The sequence below is a fragment of the Proteus sp. MB838 genome, assembly GCF_054767435.1.
Genome location: NZ_BAABMO010000013.1, coordinates 39743 through 57464, shown reverse-complemented (window position 1 = coordinate 57464; position 17722 = coordinate 39743). Strand labels below are relative to the sequence as shown.

Annotated in this window: 15 protein-coding genes and 1 pseudogene; 2 read left to right on the top strand and 14 right to left on the bottom strand. The window is 40.3% G+C overall.

What is annotated here, in order from left to right:
- Window positions 1-4: 4 nt before the first annotated feature.
- Window positions 5-949 (bottom strand): DNA-binding transcriptional regulator DsdC, encoded by a 945-nt coding sequence (gene dsdC / locus ACYUCW_RS07840; RefSeq protein WP_460408344.1) that lies wholly within the window; start codon window positions 947-949, stop codon window positions 5-7.
- 221 nt (window positions 950-1170) lie between these two features.
- Between dsdC and dsdX the strand changes: the two genes are divergently transcribed.
- Together dsdX and ACYUCW_RS07830 are read left to right on the top strand one after the other, a co-directional pair.
- Window positions 1171-2508, top strand: coding sequence for a D-serine transporter DsdX (gene dsdX, locus ACYUCW_RS07835; protein WP_004247276.1), 1338 nt, complete (start codon window positions 1171-1173; stop codon window positions 2506-2508).
- Window positions 2509-2520: 12 nt separating this feature from the next.
- Window positions 2521-3849: a D-serine ammonia-lyase gene (locus tag ACYUCW_RS07830; protein WP_460408343.1), complete on the top strand. Its 1329-nt coding sequence runs from the start codon at window positions 2521-2523 to the stop codon at window positions 3847-3849.
- Between the two features lie 180 nt (window positions 3850-4029).
- On the opposite strand, the gene fbpC is transcribed toward ACYUCW_RS07830, so the two are convergent.
- The 13 genes and pseudogenes from fbpC to dksA form a co-directional block, all read right to left on the bottom strand.
- Window positions 4030-5070, bottom strand: a complete 1041-nt coding sequence (fbpC, locus tag ACYUCW_RS07825) for a ferric ABC transporter ATP-binding protein (protein ID WP_004245012.1) — start codon at window positions 5068-5070, stop codon at window positions 4030-4032.
- A 15-nt stretch (window positions 5071-5085) separates the two neighbouring features.
- Window positions 5086-7164 carry an ABC transporter permease gene (locus ACYUCW_RS07820; RefSeq protein ID WP_460408342.1) on the bottom strand — a complete coding sequence of 693 codons (2079 nt, stop codon included), beginning with the start codon at window positions 7162-7164 and terminating at the stop codon, window positions 5086-5088.
- A 74-nt stretch (window positions 7165-7238) separates the two neighbouring features.
- Entirely contained in the window at window positions 7239-8270 is a 1032-nt protein-coding gene (locus ACYUCW_RS07815; protein ID WP_460408341.1) for an ABC transporter substrate-binding protein, read from the bottom strand.
- Between the two features lie 2 nt (window positions 8271-8272).
- A pseudogene (uhpC, locus tag ACYUCW_RS07810) lies at window positions 8273-9610 on the bottom strand (MFS transporter family glucose-6-phosphate receptor UhpC).
- A gap of 82 nt (window positions 9611-9692) precedes the next feature.
- Window positions 9693-11240 carry an MASE1 domain-containing sensor histidine kinase gene (locus ACYUCW_RS07805; RefSeq protein WP_004245007.1) on the bottom strand — a complete coding sequence of 516 codons (1548 nt, stop codon included), beginning with the start codon at window positions 11238-11240 and terminating at the stop codon, window positions 9693-9695.
- Between the two features lies 1 nt (window position 11241).
- Complete coding sequence (locus ACYUCW_RS07800; RefSeq protein WP_460408340.1) at window positions 11242-11874, bottom strand: response regulator; 633 nt, start codon at window positions 11872-11874, stop codon at window positions 11242-11244.
- Window positions 11875-12073: 199 nt separating this feature from the next.
- A complete protein-coding gene (gene panD, locus ACYUCW_RS07795; protein WP_004247282.1) occupies window positions 12074-12454 on the bottom strand; it encodes an aspartate 1-decarboxylase in 381 nt (126 codons plus the stop codon).
- A gap of 28 nt (window positions 12455-12482) precedes the next feature.
- Window positions 12483-13334 (bottom strand): pantoate--beta-alanine ligase, encoded by an 852-nt coding sequence (panC, locus tag ACYUCW_RS07790; RefSeq protein WP_004245004.1) that lies wholly within the window; start codon window positions 13332-13334, stop codon window positions 12483-12485.
- A gap of 43 nt (window positions 13335-13377) precedes the next feature.
- Window positions 13378-14169 carry a 3-methyl-2-oxobutanoate hydroxymethyltransferase gene (gene panB, locus ACYUCW_RS07785; protein WP_004247283.1) on the bottom strand — a complete coding sequence of 264 codons (792 nt, stop codon included), beginning with the start codon at window positions 14167-14169 and terminating at the stop codon, window positions 13378-13380.
- A gap of 357 nt (window positions 14170-14526) precedes the next feature.
- Window positions 14527-15024 (bottom strand): 2-amino-4-hydroxy-6-hydroxymethyldihydropteridine diphosphokinase, encoded by a 498-nt coding sequence (gene folK, locus ACYUCW_RS07780; RefSeq protein WP_004245001.1) that lies wholly within the window; start codon window positions 15022-15024, stop codon window positions 14527-14529.
- A complete protein-coding gene (pcnB, locus tag ACYUCW_RS07775; RefSeq protein ID WP_371316993.1) occupies window positions 15017-16573 on the bottom strand; it encodes a polynucleotide adenylyltransferase PcnB in 1557 nt (518 codons plus the stop codon). Before pcnB ends, folK begins: the two co-directional genes overlap by 8 nt.
- A 114-nt stretch (window positions 16574-16687) precedes the next feature.
- Complete coding sequence (locus tag ACYUCW_RS07770) at window positions 16688-16993, bottom strand: hypothetical protein (protein ID WP_004247285.1); 306 nt, start codon at window positions 16991-16993, stop codon at window positions 16688-16690.
- A gap of 85 nt (window positions 16994-17078) precedes the next feature.
- Window positions 17079-17534, bottom strand: a complete 456-nt coding sequence (gene dksA, locus ACYUCW_RS07765) for an RNA polymerase-binding protein DksA (protein ID WP_004244998.1) — start codon at window positions 17532-17534, stop codon at window positions 17079-17081.
- Window positions 17535-17722: the final 188 nt, after the last annotated feature.

Below are 17722 nucleotides of genomic sequence, written 5' to 3'. Positions count from 1 at the left end.
CAGATCACATCCCTTGTAAGATCTGTTTTTTCAGCCATTGAATAAAAAGTTGTACTTTAGCGTTACTCTTTTCATCGCGGGTAACCAGATAATAGCGTTGTGCACAAAAAAACTCACAATTATCAAAAGGGATTATTAATTCATTATTTGCGAGTTGTTTTTGAATTAAGCGTTTACGCCCCATTGCGACACCGGAATGATTAACGTCAGCAATAACAGCTAAATCAGAGCGATCAAAACAAATATTACTTTTATTTGGAAATAATCCTAATCCCATATATTCACTCCAAGCGCGCCATTCATCAAAATCAGAGTTATTACTCCAAGCTTGTCTATCATGTAACAAAGTACAATTAGCAAGGTGATGGATATTACCTACTAATTCATGGCGAGCAGCATATTCAGGGCTACAAACAGGAATAATTGATTCTGAGATTAAATCTTCACAATAGAGATTTTTCAGGTGTTTATCATCGAAATAGATAGCGAGATCGATACCATAACCACGAAAATTAATATCGTCATTGCCAGTAAGTAAGTTTAATTCAATAGAAGGATAGCGTTGAGTAAAATCAGAAATACGAGGTACAAGCCAACATTGCGCAATAGAAGGGCGAGAATACACCGTTAATACGCCAGATATTTCTTGATTATAGATATCTAAAATCTCTTGATTAATATCTTCAAGTGTTTTTTTCAATGCCCAATAAATACGTTCACCTTCTTCGGTTAATTCAATACGCCGATGAAAGCGATTAAATAGCTTTATCCCTAATTCTTTCTCTAGTGTATTAATACGATGGCTGATCGCGCTAGGCGTCAAGGACAATTCCTCTGCGGCTAAAGCGAATGATAAATGCCGTCCCGTTGCTTCAAAAGTGTGAAGTCGTGCTAATTGATAACTGGATAAGCGCTTATTTCTCAAAATCACGTTAGAAGATCCAAACATTTTTTATTCTCATTTAATTATTATTAGTAACGTAAGGTAATAATCAAGTTAATGTTAAGGTGAAAGATAGCCAAGATGAAATCTAAATGATAAATATTTGTGCATCTGATCACCTATTTGGCTTAATTGAATTCATCTTAGTATCTATTTTCATCATTTGTAAGTGTCGAATGATTAATATTCAATATGTTTAACAATAAATAAAAATTAGGGATTGATCTATGGAACCGACACTATGGGTACTAGGTACTCTGATTATAAGTATCTTGCTCATTGTTTTTACTATAATAAAACTTAAGTTTCATCCATTTTTAGCACTACTACTTGCCAGTTTTTTTGTCGGTATGGCAATGAAAATGAACCCATTAGAAATGGTCAGTGCAATTGAAAATGGGATTGGGGGAACGCTGGGATTTTTAGCCGCCATTATTGGTTTGGGTACTATTCTCGGTAAAATGATGGAAATATCGGGGGCGGCGGAGCGCATCGGTATCACCTTACAAAAATGCCGTTGGTTATCACCGGATGTTATTATGGTATTGGTGGGACTGATTTGTGGTATTACCCTGTTTGTTGAAGTAGGGGTAGTGCTACTTATTCCATTAGCATTCTCTATTGCTAAAAAAACAAACACCTCATTATTAAAACTCGCCATCCCTTTATGTACTGCATTAATGGCCGTGCATTGTATTGTTCCTCCACACCCTGCAGCGCTTTTTGTCACTAATGAGTTAGGGGCCGATATGGGAACGGTGATCGTTGCCGGTCTTGCTGTTGGATTATTAGCCTCATTAGTGGGCGGGCCTCTTTTCTTAAAAGTATTGGGTGAGCGCTTACCTTTTAAAACCGTACCAGAAGCATTTTCTGATATGGAAATTCGTCAAGAAAAAGATTTACCTTCACTTGGGGCGACATTATTTACGGTTTTATTACCTATTGTTCTGATGCTGATTAAGACCGCCGCAGAGCTTAATATGGAAAAAGGTACTTCGGTTTATATTGCATTACAATTTATTGGTAACCCGATTACGGCAATGTTTATTGCTGCTTTTGTTGCTTACTATATTTTAGGTATTCGCCGTAATATGGGCATGAGTACCCTATTGAAAAAAACAGAAGATAGTTTTAGCTCTATTGCCAATATTTTGTTAATTATTGGTGCTGGGGGCGCATTTAACGGCATTTTAAAAGGGAGTGGTTTAAGCGATTCATTGGCGGTGCTCCTCTCTAATTTGGATATGCATCCTATTTTATTAGCTTGGCTAGTAGCGATTATTCTGCATGCAGCAGTAGGATCAGCAACGGTTGCTATGATGGGGGCGACCGCTATCGTTGCACCATTAATGCCAATGTATCCAGATATTAGCCCTGAAATTATTACATTGGCAATTGGCTCTGGGGCTATTGGCTGTACGATTGTCACAGACTCCCTATTTTGGTTAGTAAAACAGTATTGTAATGCCACATTAAGCGAAACTTTCCGTTTTTATAGTATCGCGACCTTTATTGCTTCATTTGTGGCATTAGGGGGCACTTTTATGCTTTCTTTTGTCATATAAAAGAGAATGACGATGACCACGATAGATATAAATAAATTAAAAAATGATTATCCACTGGTACGTGATTTAGTGGATTTAAAAGAGGTGGTTTGGTTTAACCCCAATGTTACCTCAACTGACCAGGGACTTCCTTATGTAGGTTTAACGCAAAATGATGTGATGGATGCACAGGCAAGATTACAACGTTTTGCACCTTATTTAATGAAAGCCTTTCCAGAAACCGCATCAACTGAGGGGATCATCGAATCAGCCGTTGTGGATATCCCTCAAATGAAAGAGGCACTAGAAAAGCGCTATAACACCCTTATTGAGGGACAATTGCGTTTGAAAAAGGATAGCCACTTACCTATTTCTGGTTCAATTAAAGCGCGCGGGGGGATTTATGAAGTGCTCACTCATGCTGAAAAATTAGCCATAGAGGCCGGGCTTCTGACCACAGAGGATAATTATGAAAAATTATTTTCTGATGAATTCCGCAAATTTTTTAGCCAATACAGTATTGCCGTCGGCTCCACGGGTAACTTAGGAATGTCGATTGGCATTATGAGTGCAAAACTGGGCTTTAGCGTTAGTGTTCATATGTCTGCGGATGCTCGTCAATGGAAAAAAGACAAGCTACGAGCTCATGGTGTTAATGTTGTGGAATATGAGCAAGATTACAGTATTGCAGTTGAACAAGGACGTAAAGAGGCAGAAAAAAATCCTCGTTGTTTCTTTATTGATGATGAAAATTCAAAAACATTATTCTTGGGTTATGCCGTCGCTGGATTGCGTTTAAAACATCAATTTGAAACGCTTAATATTCCGGTCGATAGTGAACATCCTCTGTTTGTCTATCTGCCATGTGGTGTAGGCGGAGGGCCTGGTGGTGTTGCTTTTGGATTAAAACTGGCATTTGGTGATGCAGTACATTGTCTATTTGCTGAGCCAACCCATTCTCCTTGTATGTTACTTGGGGTGTATACCCAGTCACATGATGGTATTTCTGTTCAAGAAGTGGGTATCGACAATATTACTGCAGCTGACGGTTTGGCGGTAGGTAGAGCCTCTGGCTTTGTTGGACGGGCAATGGAGCGTTTGATTGATGGCTATTACACCATTGATGATCAAGAGTTATATAACTTATTGAGCTTGTTAAACAAAGAAGAAGGGATCCAGCTAGAGCCTTCCGCTTTAGCAGGAATGACAGGGGCTATTCATGTTTCTCAAGCTAAAGACTATCTACAAGGTTTATCACTTGATAGTCAAAAAATGCACAATGCGACGCATTTAGTATGGGCGACGGGGGGCGGTATGGTGCCAACTGATGAAATGCAAAAATATCTTGCGCAAGGGGAATAGCAACCATATAACAATAAAACAAATAATAACATTATAAAACAAAAGGATAAGATTATAAGCTTATCTGTAATATCACTTCTGTATTTACACCAGGATGTCACATCAGGGGAAGATGCTGTAGTTTATAACGATAAAAAAAGAGGCACCCATTGGGTGCCTCACTCACTAAAATAAAAGCCATTATTCCAAGATAAACATTCCATAAGGATGGATTTGTAGATAATAGCTATCACCTTCATTAGGTTGAAGTTGGGTTGCATTCACTTGTAATAACAATGTTTGATTTTGCCATGCAACAGTCACCTCATATTGTGGTCCCATATAGGCGACATGGATTATTGTACATTGCTGACAAGCTTCACCTTGTTGAGATAAGGTAATAGCTTCAGGTCTGACACCCACTCTAATTTCGGTTTTGTTGCTGTTAAAGTTCTCGGGGCGAGGTAAGCGATAATTAAAAATATCCACATAATCAGCCCCTAGAGTAGCAGGGAAGAGATTGGCATCTCCCATAAAACTTGCCATAAACTCAGAGGCCGGTTGGCGATATAAAGTTTGTGGTGAACCTAATTGCATTATTTTGCCTTTATTCATCACTAACACCATATCGGAAACGGCAAAAGCTTCACTTTGGTCATGGGTAACATACAGGGAGGTGATATTAAACTGTTGTTGTAATTCACGAATTTTCTCCCTCATGCTACGGCGCAAGTTAGCATCCAGATTACTTAATGGCTCATCAAATAACAGCACTTTGGGTTTTAAGATCAAAGCACGAGCTAATGCCACTCGTTGTTGCTGACCGCCTGAAATCTGATCGACAAAACGATCTTCAAATCCTGCTAAATCTACCAAGGCTAGAGCCTCTGCCACTCGCTGTTTGATCTCTGCCTTTGGGCGACCTAACATTTTTAAGCCATAACCAATGTTGTCACCTAAGGACATATGAGGGAACAGGGCGTAAGACTGAAACACCATACAAATATCACGTTGTTGGATTGAGCGATCAGTAACATCTTCACCATCAATAAAAATTTTACCTTCTGTTGGTTTTTCTAATCCAGCTACTAAGCGTAGTACTGTCGTTTTACCGCAACCTGATGGCCCCAATAACGAAACCATTTTTCCTTGAGGAATAGATAAACTGAGAGTGTCAATTACCGTGTTTGTACCAAAACGCTTAACAATATTTTTCAGTTCAACGAAATGTGATTGTGTCATGATTTATACTCCGTATTACTGTGCATTTTTGGCTTTAGAGCGTGAAACACGGGCTTCGCCAATCAAATAGTCAAATAAGAAAATAATAGCCAACATCACGATGATTAAAATCGAGCCATAGGCAATTGCGACGCCGTATTCACCATCCTCAACACGATTTAAAATATAAGCGGTAGCAACGCGAGTTTCAGGAGTCACTAAGAATACAATCGCACTGACGGTGGTTATTGCGCGGACAAAACTATAAATTAAAGCGGATAAAATAGCGGGGCGTAATAAAGGCAATAGCACATACAAAATAGTTCGCATGGAATTTGCTCTTAAACTTAATGACGCCTCATCCAACGATTTATCGATTTGCCCTAATCCTGCAATACCCGCTCGTATTCCCACGGGCACGTTACGCATGGTTATTGAGATAATCACAATGGCTGCCGTTCCTGTTAAATAAAACGGCGAATCATTAAATGCCAAGATATAAGAGACCCCCGCAACAGTACCGGGAACGGCAAAACAGAGCATGGTCGTAAATTCGATACTCTTTTTACCTTTAAAATCTTGGCGCACGACAATATAGGCGATCAAAAGCCCTAAAATAGCGGTAATAGGTGCTGCGATACCCGCATAAAGTAAGGTATCAAGTAATGATGGCCATGCGCCGTCGCTCATCCCTTGACCAAATAATTTAATAAAGTTATCAAAGGTTAAGGTGTAATCCACACCCCAGTTAACCGTAAAACTGCCGTAGAAAATGCTGCCATAGAGTAAGATATTAAAGATAACCCAAATACCCAGCACACTAGTGACAAAGGTTACTAAGGAGGTGGGTAATGGTTGAACATCACCACGATAGGATTTACCTGACACCGTGACATATGAGCGTTTGCCAATCCACATATATTGAATGCAGAACACTAATAATGAGAATACCAACAGTGAAGCACCTAAGGTACTTGCTGCTTGGTAATCAAGTTGAGAGCCGGTGATATAGAAATAAATTTGAGTGGCAATCACGTCAAAGTTGCCACCTAGCACCAATGGGTTACTAAAATCAGCCAGTGATTGCACTATAACGATCAAAAAGGCATTGGCTAATGCTGGTTTTAGTAACGGCATAAAAACATGAAAGAATGTTTGGTAGCGATTAGCTCTAAGGGTATAAGAAGCCTCTTCTAATGACGGATGGATTGTTTTAATTGCACCATCTAAGATCATAAAAGACATAGGGGTAAAGGCAAGTACTTGTGCAAGCCAAATTCCCGTAAAGCCATATAACCAGTTGGTATTTTCTAAACCTGCATAAGTTGCCAAAAATTCAGTGATATAACCTGAACGTCCCATCATCAAGGTCACACCTAAACCCACAACAAAAGGGGGAGTGACAATAGGTAAAATAGAAAATACTCGACCAATAATCGCTGATCTTACTGCAATACGTGATGTATAAATGGCGAGGATCAAACCAAAAAAAGTACAGCCAATACCAACTGCGATAGACAGTAAGATTGAATTGATCATCACCTGAACAATATGGGCTTGGCTGAGAATGGCTATAAATTCAAAGGGGGCAAAATTGCCAGCACTATCTTGAAACATCGGAATAAAGATAGCGACACTTGGAAAGATAATAAAAACACCGATTAAGGCGATAACTGTGATTAATGAGCCAATCACAAAGCTATCACCCCCTAACCACTCTAAGCGTGTTAAAGCATGCTTGGCTATCATTCCTAATGAAATAAATAGCACGATAACCGAATAACCCAGACCACGACCTTCCATCGTTGCGGTAACAATAGTGATAAAGGCGCAGAAAAAGGCAAAACTTGCATCAAAATAGTGGCGAATACGATTTTCTCGCCCTACAGGATGTAAAGGACGAATTAATAGTATGCTGGGAAGTAAAAACCAGAGCAGACTGATATTTAAGTTACTCCAGCCATAAGAGGTAAGTAATTCATCTGCGGTAGAATCAAATAGACCATAATCAAGGCTCCATGAAGGCATTAATATAAATGCCATCCATGCAATCAGGACCCATAAAAATATGGGATCCCACCTCTTTTTTTCAGACAAAGCGAGTGTGTGAGACATAAATCCCCCGACAGTAAAGCTCATTATTATTATGTAAAAAAAAGAGCGAGAGCATCTCTCGCCCTATTGATAGGCTATTTACCCATTTTTACTTCGGTAACCCATTTATTTATCAGCTCCTTACGAACATCACTATCGCCATATTTATCCATGTCGTAGTTAATCAGTTTTAAGTCTGATAATTTCAAAGCCATCGGGGAAGACTCAGCCGTGGTATTGGTGAGAATTTGGTAAGATTTACCCTCTTTCCAACTAATTTCTTGTGCTTCTTTAGAGAGTGTCCAGTCTACAAATAACTTAGCGTTATCCATATTACGGGCATTTTTGATGATACTGACACCGCCAATTTCGTAACCTGTGCCCTCACAAGGTGAGATAAGCTCTAGTGGTGCCCCGTTTTCAACTTCGAGTGAATAGTCGTGTAAGAAGCCGATACCAATCGCGGCCTCACCACGGGCGGCGTTACGCGCTGGTGCAATACCTGATTTAGTATATTGAGAGATATTGGTATTTAGTTTTTTCAGATAATCAAAGGCTTGCTCTGTTCCCCACAATTGATCGAAAGTTGCTAATGCAGTGTATGCAGTGCCCGAACTTTGTGGATCAGCGATTTGAATTTCACCTTTGTATTCAGGTTTGACTAAATCTTTCCAACAGGTCGGAATAGGTAGACCTTTCTCTTTTAAACGATCTTTATTGACACCAAAACCTAGAATACCGACATAAACCGCAGAAGAGTAGTTTCCTTTGCGTTTAGCCGGATCACGAAATTGTGGCATGATCTGATCAAGATTGGGGGATGCATAAGGCTCTAGCAGATCCATTTCACCCGCTTGTGAGTGAGGATCCATTGTTCCGCCATACCAAACATCAGCTTGTGGATTGCGTTTTTCTGCTTCTATTTTCGCTAATGTACTGCCGGAGCCATTACGAACAAAAGTGGTTTTAACATCATATTTTTCAGCAAAAGCTTTAGTTTCAGCTTCACACATCGCATTTGTGGCACTGCAATAAACCACTAAGCGACCCGCGGCACTGGTGGATAAACTTACCGTAGAAAGAGCTAAGCCGGCGGCAACAAGTGTAGAGAGAGTTTTCAGTTTCATGTTCAGAACCTTTTAAATGTGTCGTCATCGGAAAATGAAAGTGGGCCAACTAAATGCTCACGTTTACTGACATCAGCGATCAGCAATGGCATTAGTAGTAGTCCCATTAAGGCCGCAGCACTGGTTAATAATACAAACATCCCAGTCCAACCATAATGCGCCATGACCTGACTTAATGGCCAACCTGCTATTGCAGCCCCTAAATAGGCATACAATCCCAAGTAGCCTGTTACCGTACCTGCTGCGTTTTTATGACAATATTCTGTGGCAGCAAGTCCGATTAACATCTGTGGTCCAAACACAAAAAAACCGATACTGAAAAAACAGGCTGCAAGCAATGCATAATGATGAATTGGCATTAGCCAAAGTGCTGTTACTGCGATAAAAAGCCCGAGTGAAAACAGCAATATCATTGGTGCTCGTTGACCACGGAATAATAAATCCGAGCCCCAGCCTGAACATAACGCGCCTAACAATCCACCCATCTCAAAAAGAGAAAGAATGGCATTAGCACTTAACAAGTTAGCGCCATGGGTTTCTGATAACCAAATATTTCCCCAATCATTTATCGCCATACGGATGAGATAAATTAAAATATAAGAAAAACCTAGTAACCAGATCATTCGGTTAAATAAGATGCTTTCTTTCAAAATGGTTAACATAGGGGTCGGAGGCGATACTTGCTCTTGACGTAATTCAAAAATATCGCGCCGCCATACACCTACTGTGGGTAACCCTTCTTCTGCTGGTGTTCCTTTTAGTTGCATACAAAGCCATAAACCCATAACAATACCTATTAGGCCGGGAATAACTAAGGCTATTTGCCAACTAAAATGGGTTGCCAACCAAGCGGTTAAAAGGGGAATACTCATCCCGCCAAGATTGATGGAGATATTCCATAATCCCCACCAGAAACCGCGTTCATTACGTGAATACCAATGGGTGAGTAACCTTGCACAAGGGGGTCAACCCCATCCTTGAAAGAAACCATTAAGTGCCCAGACTAAAAGCAAGGCAGGAAAGGATAAACAGTAGGCAAAAATAATATTCATCACCCCTGTCATTACCAGACCTGCGCCCATAAACCAACGGTAGCCGTATTGGTCATGGAAAATACCAGAGAGAAATTTTGATAGACCATAAGTGAGATAAAACAGGCTGGCTATCCAGCCAATATCACTTTTATCTAGATGCAGTTCCGTTTGCATAACGGGCATCACAAAATTGACGCTTTTACGAGTCAGGTAAAACGTGGCATAGCCAATGATCATCGACAACATTAAATTTTTACGCCAAAAATCATAGGTCTTATTTATTGATGCCGAATTTTTACCTAACATAACATCCTCTCTGATATTGCCAATGTAAGAAAAATGCAGTTAAAAAGAATGAGAGAAGGTTGTAGATGACTAAGACTAATTCCTAGTTTTCACGCTTTTCTATTGAATTTGTGGGTAAGTTAACAATTATTTTAGTACCAAGCTGACTAATTACTTCCCATTCTCCCCCCAATGCGCAGATCCGCTCTTCAATACCTCGTAGCCCAAAACCGTTATTAGGTTGTGTAGGCAAAATGCCAATACCATTATCATGAACAACCAGTCGTAATTGTGCTTGATGTTGAGTAAGCGAAATGTGGATCTCACTGGCATTAGCGTGTTTGCTGATATTATTGAGTAGTTCTTGCACTAGTCGGTAGAGTGTAAAAATAATGGTGTCGCTTTCAGGCTCTGTTTCAAGAGCATAATGAAAATGACAGTGAATACCATTTTCATGAAATGAGAACTCATCAATTAAATGGTGTAGTGCCTTCTCTAATGACATCTCTTCTAAAATAGGCGGCCTTAGTTGGCGTAGCAGTTGTCGGGTAGATTGATGTATTTGTTGGGCTAATCGCTCAATTTGCTCGCCTGACTGACGTGTTTTATCGTTATCTGCACTTCTTTTTACTAACATTGACTGAATTTGAATAGCTGTAATATTTTGTCCAATTTCATCATGTAATTCACGAGCAATGGCTTTTTTAACATCTTCTTCGGTATGTACTAGTTGTTCCATCAACGCTCGGCGTGCTTGTAACTCTTGCTCTAAACGTAGCTGATAATGACGTAAATTATTGGCAAGTTGTTGCTGGCGACTAATAGCTATACCTAAACCAATACCAATTAAGGCTTGGGTTGTTAAAAACATCTCTAATTCATGCAAATCGGCAAAAGCACCATTTACTTGTCTAGCAAAGGTAATCATTAAACTACCTAACAACGCGGATAATACGCCCCCTTGCCAACCATAACGATAAGCCATAAAAACATTAGGAATAAACACCAGAATAACTAATAAGCGTTCAATTTCTGGGGTAAGAAAGAATTGTGCACTTAATCCAATAAGACAAAAGAGAAATACCCACATTAATAAGGAGGTACGCAATGGTGGCTCTGGGGTGATTTCGGCGATTAATACTCGACTTTGTAATTCGCGTAAATATTCATAAAGTAGAAAAACAAAGGGAGCTAATAAAATACCACCTGTTATTGAGGTCAAAAATATTGCGCTGGTGGACGTCGTGAGAAAAAAACTGAGTAGGAAGGCTTGTAATAGGCTATTAAATCCGACCGCTGCGATAAGTAAGGTTAACCGTTGCCAATAAAGTGGGTAACGCCACCAGATCCGTTGTACTTCTAGTGCGACCAATAAGCTGATTAAAGGTGAGAGATAAAGAGTTACATGGGTAATTAATTGCTGTTGAGTTAGCCAGTAATAAAGCCCCCATTCGGCCAATAACATCGGCAACCAAAAACGTCGCCAAAGTAAAATAAATAATGCTAGCCGTAAGCCTTGAGGTAAAAAAAGTGCGGCTTGTTGACCATTATGACTAAGATAAAAACTGATCACCCAAAGTGACAACCAGAGTAAAGAGTAGGTCAACAATAAAAAGAGAGATTGAAGAAAAAAACGTGCGCCTCTTTGCATGTTAGAGTGTTCCGGTGATTAACTGGTTGTTTAATGCAAAATGGACTAAATCAATGGTTGTTTCACAGTTCAATTTACCCAGTATATTGGCTCGATGAACATGCACCGTTTTATGACTGAGATTCAGTTGTACGGCGATAGCTTTAACATTAATACCTTGTACTAGCAGATTAAAAATCTCTCTTTCGCGAGGGGTTAAACTATGTAAAGCATCTTCTTTTTCTGGTGTCTGTCGAAGTGCTTTCATGGCATCAGCACAGAGATAACAGTCCCCTTGATACACAGCACGTACTGCTTGAACGAGCTCTTGTGGACCACAGCGCTTAGTTAAATAGCCATGGGCACCGGAATCTAAAGCGCTTTGTACAAATGCGGGGGTATCATAAATACTTAAAATAATTGTCCGAAAATCAGGGCGTTTTTGTTTTAATCGACTTTGTAATTGTAGGCCACTCTCTCCAGGCATAGAGAGATCCATCACCGCCACATCAATATTATCATTTAATAAATAGGGCCAAGCTTCTTGGCCATTTGCGTATTCACCGACAATATTAATATCCGGCTCTAGCATTAGCAGTTGTGCAAACCCAGAACGCACAACAATGTGATCATCGATGAGAGCAACGTTTATCATATTTTTATTAGGCTAAGCATTGTTAGGTAATATTTATCTGTTTTATAACAAGCTACAGGAAGTTATGCGAGAAAAAAGGGAGCAAAAACACGCTTTTGCGCTTTGTCTCTCGCTTTTAGCGTATTGAATCGAGACAATTAGCAGGGCAGAATTACCCCTCACAAACAGGGAACCTCCATTTGTAAGGGGGATAGGCAGATTAAGCGACTTGAACGGGAACGGCTTTAGCAATGCGTTTCATTTCATTGTCGCCTTCAAAATAGGCAATGTTGGGTTTATGGCTACGCGCATCGCTATCTGGAATTTGAACATAAGAGCAAATAATTAAGCGATCACCTACAGCAGCACGGCGAGCGGCTGCGCCATTGACAGAAATAATACCAGATCCTCTTTCTGCGCAAATGGCATAAGTAGAGAAACGTTCACCATTATCAACGTTATAAATATCAATGGCTTCATTTTCAAGAATACCAGCGGCATCCATAAAATCCTGATCAATCGCGCAAGAGCCTTCATAGTGAAGATCAGCTTGGGTGACTTTTACGCGATGAAGTTTGCCTTGTAACATGGTGCGTAGCATTGTTGTGTTTCCTATTTTTAATTATTCATTAGACTAAGCTAACTTGTTGGCTATCGATTAAACGAGTGTTACCCAACCAAGCTGCCATTAAAATAACGGCACATCGGCTCTCTTCGCTAAGTGGTGCTAGTGTTTGTGCATCACAAATAAAACATTCATCAGCACGAAAGCCTTGCTGTTCAAGGGTTGCTTTGGCAGTTTGTAATAGTTGGTTAACATCAAGGTTTCCCGATTTTAATTGCTCGGCTATCTGTTGCATAGCTTGATAAAGCACAGGGGCTTGTTGTTTTTCATTATCTGATAACAAACGATTTCGAGAGCTAAATGCCAATCCTGTTTTATCACGCACAATAGGGACTGGAATAATACTGATATCAAAACATAAATCACTGACCATTTTTTTTATGATCTGCAGTTGTTGATAATCTTTTTCACCAAATAGCGCGACATCAGGCTGTACAAGGTTGAATAGTTTACTTACAACGGTTGTTACACCGCGGAAATGTCCTGGGCGACTAGCGCCTTCTAACACAGAAGAAAGTACTGGAACCTCAACAATCGTTTGGTTTTCCATCCCATTTGGGTACATCTCTTTCGCTGATGGGGCAAAGACAATATCAACATGTTTATCGCGCAGTAACTCGCAATCTTCTTGTAGGGTTCGTGGATAGTTTGCTAAATCGGCTTCTCTATCGAATTGCATTGGATTAACAAAAATAGAGGCGATAACCACATCAGCATGAATACGCGCTTCTTCTATCAGTTTTAGGTGACCTTGATGCAGGTTGCCCATGGTCGGAACCAATGCAATGCGTTTACCTTCTTGTTTTAGTCGCTTAATTTCGCGGCGTAAGATAAGCGTTGTTTCAATAATTAGCATAGCGTGACTCCTTTAAACTATTTTAATGAATTTAAATGATAAATCAGTTAAATGAGTGTTGTTCTTGAGGGAACAGTTTTTGTTCAACTTGTTGAACATACAGTCTGACAGCCTCGGGTAAGGAGCCAGCTTCTTGTAAGAAATTTTTAGAAAATTTAGGGGCATTAGGTGTTAGACCTAATAAATCATGCATCACAAGAATTTGTCCATCAGTGACATTGCCGGCACCAATGCCGATAACGGGAATATTGAGTGATCCGGTAATAGTTTTTGCTACGGAAACGGGGACGCATTCTAATACAGCTAGTTGTGCTCCTGCGGCTTCAAGCGCCATAGCATCTTGCTTAAGTTGCTCTGCAGCAGCTTCTTCTCGACCTTGTACTTTATAGCCACCAAACACATTAACAGATTGAGGGGTTAAGCCTAGGTGAATACAAACAGGCACTGCGCGTTCAGTGAGCATTTTGACTGTAGGAATAAGCCAGCTTCCTCCTTCAATTTTGACCATATTCGCTCCCGCTTGCATTAAAATAGCTGCGTTAAGACAGGCTTGCTCTGGAGTGGAATAAGACATAAAAGGCATATCAGCAATTAAGAAAGCGTTAGGGGCGCCTGCTCTTACACAACGGGTATGATAGGCAATTTGCTCAACGGTGACAGGTAATGTGCTGTCATGACCTTGTAGTGTCATACCGAGTGAATCACCAATTAACATGGCAGGAATACCTTCATTGGCAAATAGACGAGCAAAGCTAGCATCATAAGCCGTGATAGTGGCAAACTTTTTCTTTTCTTGTTTATAGCGATTGAGCGTAGATAGCGTAACCGGCTTCATGATAATAAACTCCATGGCGTGTTGCGTGTAAATTGAGTTATTTATGTCAGTTAATTATTTGTTTATTAAAGAGAATATGACATAAATAAAAAACATTAACTGCTGATTGTAGCATCTACGTACTAAAAACGAAGAAAAAGTCGTGAATTGAATAATAAAAAATAGAAATAAAAAATATTTTGATATTTATCCAAGAATTAGAAATGGTGATATAACAGGCGGGAGGGAAGGGCGTATTTTATCACTTATGGGGAGGGATAACGCGATAAAGGAACAGTACAAGAGAGTTGTGAACGGGGTTGATACTGTCAGTCAACAGCACCAACCATTAACATCAAACACGCTTATTATGTGGTATCACCACTTTTCCATACCATTTTTAGGTACGAGCGCTAATCTGTCTGCTAATCGTTCTCCGTCATCAGGGAAACAAAGTTCAGGTGCTAAATCCGCCAATGGATAAAGCATAAATTCACGCACCTTAAGTCCATAATGAGGCACAGTTAAACGTTCGGTCTGTATAACTTGATCACCAAATAACATGATATCTAAATCAAGGGTACGAGGTCCCCAACGATTACCTGCTTTTCTTTCACGACCATGGGCAAGTTCAATTGCTTGTGTATGGTCGAGCAACTCTTCTGGGGCTAAAGTAGTATCAACGGCGACAGCCATATTGAGATAATCGGGTTGATCTTGAGGTCCCATAGGGCGTGTGCGATACCAAGGTGATTGGGCAATCAGTGTAGTATTAGGGATTTCACTAATCGCTTTTATCGCCGATTTTACTTGCTGTTCTGGTGAGTTTAAATTACTGCCCAGAATAATATACACACGCTGTTGTTGCTTACTCATGTTTGTTCTCTTGTCTTGGTGCATTATTTTTTGCATTAGGGTGACGAGGACGTTTACGAGGACGTGTTCTTTTGCGTACCGGGCCTGGACCTAATTCAGAGACCATAGAGCGTTGTTGTGTATTGTTTGAAACCTGAAAATCAGCCCACCAAGCGGCTAATGCTTCCAGATCAGGATTTCTTTGTACATTAGCGCGTAATTCCAGTAGATCAAATGCTGCACGGAACTTAGGATGCTCAAGCAGTTTATTGGCTCGGCGCCCTTGACGCTTAGGTAAACGCTGCTGTAATTGCCAAATATCACGCATCGTGGTGGTGATACGTTTAGGGATCGCAATAGTACGACATTGCTCATCTAAAATATCATTCATCGCCATTGAGAAAGCATCGTAATAAGACAGTCCACTTTCTTGAGCCAGTTTTTCGGCATGCTCCACTAAGGGATACCATAGAATTGCTGCAAATAAGAATGCCGGATTTACGCGCATTTCTTTACTAATACGATAATCGGTATTCTTTAGCACCTGTTCGATCATTCTTTCCATTGGGGTATCTTGCTGCTCAGTGATCCTTGAGGCAACTAATGGAAAAAGAGGCTCTAAGAGTTGGAAATGGCGCATTAACCGATAGGTTTTATAACCATGTCCTGTTTGTAATAATTTCAGCGATTCTTCAAATAGGCGTGCTGAAGGAATATTACGTAATAGTGGTGCTAATTGGCTAATTGGCTCTGCAGTTTCCGGTGCGATACGCATATCCAGTTTACTGGCAAAGCGGATAGCTCTTAGCATCCGAACTGGATCTTCACGATAGCGAGTTTCAGGAGAGCCAATTAAACGAATAGTACCTGATTTAAGATCAGCCAAGCCCCCCACATAATCACGTACAGCAAAATCATCGACGCCGTAATAGAGACTATTTAAGGTAAAATCCCGACGAATAGCATCTTCTTCAATCGATCCGAAGATATTGTCGCGCAGCAACATACCGCTTTGTGCTTGTTGTGACTGATTGCGATCGGATGTTTCATGATCTTCATGAGAGCCACGGAAAGTAGCGACTTCAATCACTTCGGGGCCAAACATAATATGCGCTAGACGAAAGCGTCGACCTACTAAGCGGCTATTACGAAATAATCGACGAACTTCTTCTGGCGTTGCATTGGTAGCAATATCAAAGTCTTTTGGTTTTTTCCCTAATAATAGATCGCGTACACCACCACCCACTAAATAAGCCTGAAAGCCTGAATTATTCAGACGATAAAGAACTTTTAGTGCGTTATCACTGATGTCTTTACGCGAAATCGGGTGTTGATCTCTTGGGATCACAGTCATTGGCAAATCACTCCCGTTCGCCTTTTCGTTATTACTTTTGTTCTTACGGGGACGGTCTGCGGATAGGGCAGGACGCCGACGCACAGTCGTTTGTGTTTCTTTTTTAGGTCGGTCAGATGCAGTGACAGGCCTTTCACTCGCTACCGATTCTGTATCTGACGATGTTGTTTGTCGTCCTAGCAAATTACGGCAGAAATGCGCTACTCGGTTAAAAATATGACACCTCGAATAATTAAATCTAATAATTAAAAAATTAAGCGGCTAATCATAGCCTACTGAACATTTTTTGAGAATGCTTTGTGTGGGTTATTGTGCATCTTCATCATAATGTTAACGAATAATCTTGCCTGACAGCAACGGTTGACGAGGTAAGAAAATGTGCTCCATCAATATTATTCCTTGCTTATGGCCATCAGCTATAGTGATAGAATTATACGCAAATAACTTCTCTTTTATGTGAATAAACATCGTCATCACAGTGCGAATAGTCTGAGTTATTGTATCAAGAAGTATTAATTGGAGGATGATATTATTGATGTGAAAGCGCCAACGCTCATAATTTGTGTCAGCTTGAAGATAACGAGCCAATGCTGTAACCAAACCACCAAAACAAAGTTGGTTTATTAATAATGGCACTAAATGCCTAATACACACTGTCATCTTGGGTATTAACGTTTAGATTAAAGCCCCAGCACCTAAGTACTGAGGCTATACTCATTAATTAGCCAGCCATCTGTTTTTCACGGATTTCAGCTAATGTTTTACAGTCGATACAGAGATCGGCTGTTGGACGAGCTTCTAAACGGCGGATGCCGATTTCAACACCGCAAGACTCACAAAAGCCGAAGTCATCATCTTCAACTTTCTTCAGTGTTTTCTCAATTTTCTTTATGAGTTTACGTTCACGATCACGGTTACGCAGCTCAAGACTGAATTCTTCTTCTTGTGCAGCACGGTCAACAGGATCTGGGAAGTTGGCCGCCTCATCTTGCATATGAGTGACGGTACGGTTGACTTCATCCCTGAGCTGATTGCGCCAAGATTCAAGTATTAGCTTAAAATGCGCTAATTGGGCTTCGTTCATGTACTCTTCGCCCGGTTTTTCCTGATATGGCTCAACGCCAGCAATAGCGAGAATGCTCATGGACGATGTTTTACGCTTTTGCCCTTCTTGCATAATGCTTCTCCTACATACGCATTTTCTGAATAATCCCCCACCTTAAATAGGAAGGGAAAAAAATAGGGCGCTATAAATAGCAGATGCCCGCGCGGATAGCAATTATTCCTTTAATAAGTTTTCTCATGATGTGAAGGCACGCAAGTAAAAAGGCCATTTTAGTTAAAAAATACTTAACCAACACCATG